This window comes from Mesorhizobium sp. M8A.F.Ca.ET.208.01.1.1 (assembly GCF_004791315.1).
Lineage (GTDB): Bacteria > Pseudomonadota > Alphaproteobacteria > Rhizobiales > Rhizobiaceae > Mesorhizobium.
The window spans coordinates 1-420 of the sequence record NZ_SRUT01000065.1; the positions used below are offsets into that span (position 1 = coordinate 1).

1 pseudogene is annotated in these 420 nt (G+C 68.1%); it reads left to right on the forward strand.

Going from position 1 to position 420, the window contains the following annotated elements:
- Positions 1-13: 13 nt before the first annotated feature.
- Positions 14-420, forward strand: a pseudogene (locus EN851_RS37520) (hypothetical protein); the annotation flags it as partial.

Sequence of the window (420 nt, forward strand, 5' to 3'; positions counted from 1 at the left end):
CCCCGTCGATGACATGTTTCGCGAGGCCGGCCTGTCGCGGCCCAAGCAGCGTGGTCTTGTCGCGGCCGCCCAAGCGGTGGCCGACGGTCTCGACCTGCTGCAGCTCGAACAGGGGCAGGCGGAGGCCGCTTTCAGCGCTCTTGAGCGCTCCCTGGCGGGGAACGGCTGGCCAACCCTGCAGCGGCGAGGCACGGTCCTTGCCACTCTCGCCAAGGTAGCGGCGCGCACCGATCGACGCGAGCGTGCGAAAGAGGTCATAGTCGAATTGGAGACCCAGCCGCAGCGCTGGCCGATGGCCTCCATCCGGGCGCTGACCGCTGAGGCCAAGGCAGAGCTTTTGATACAGGAAGAACGCCTGACCGAGGCTGCTCGGGAGCTGCAGGCAGCATGCTCGCGCTGGAGTGAGGTCGGCTCGCCGAT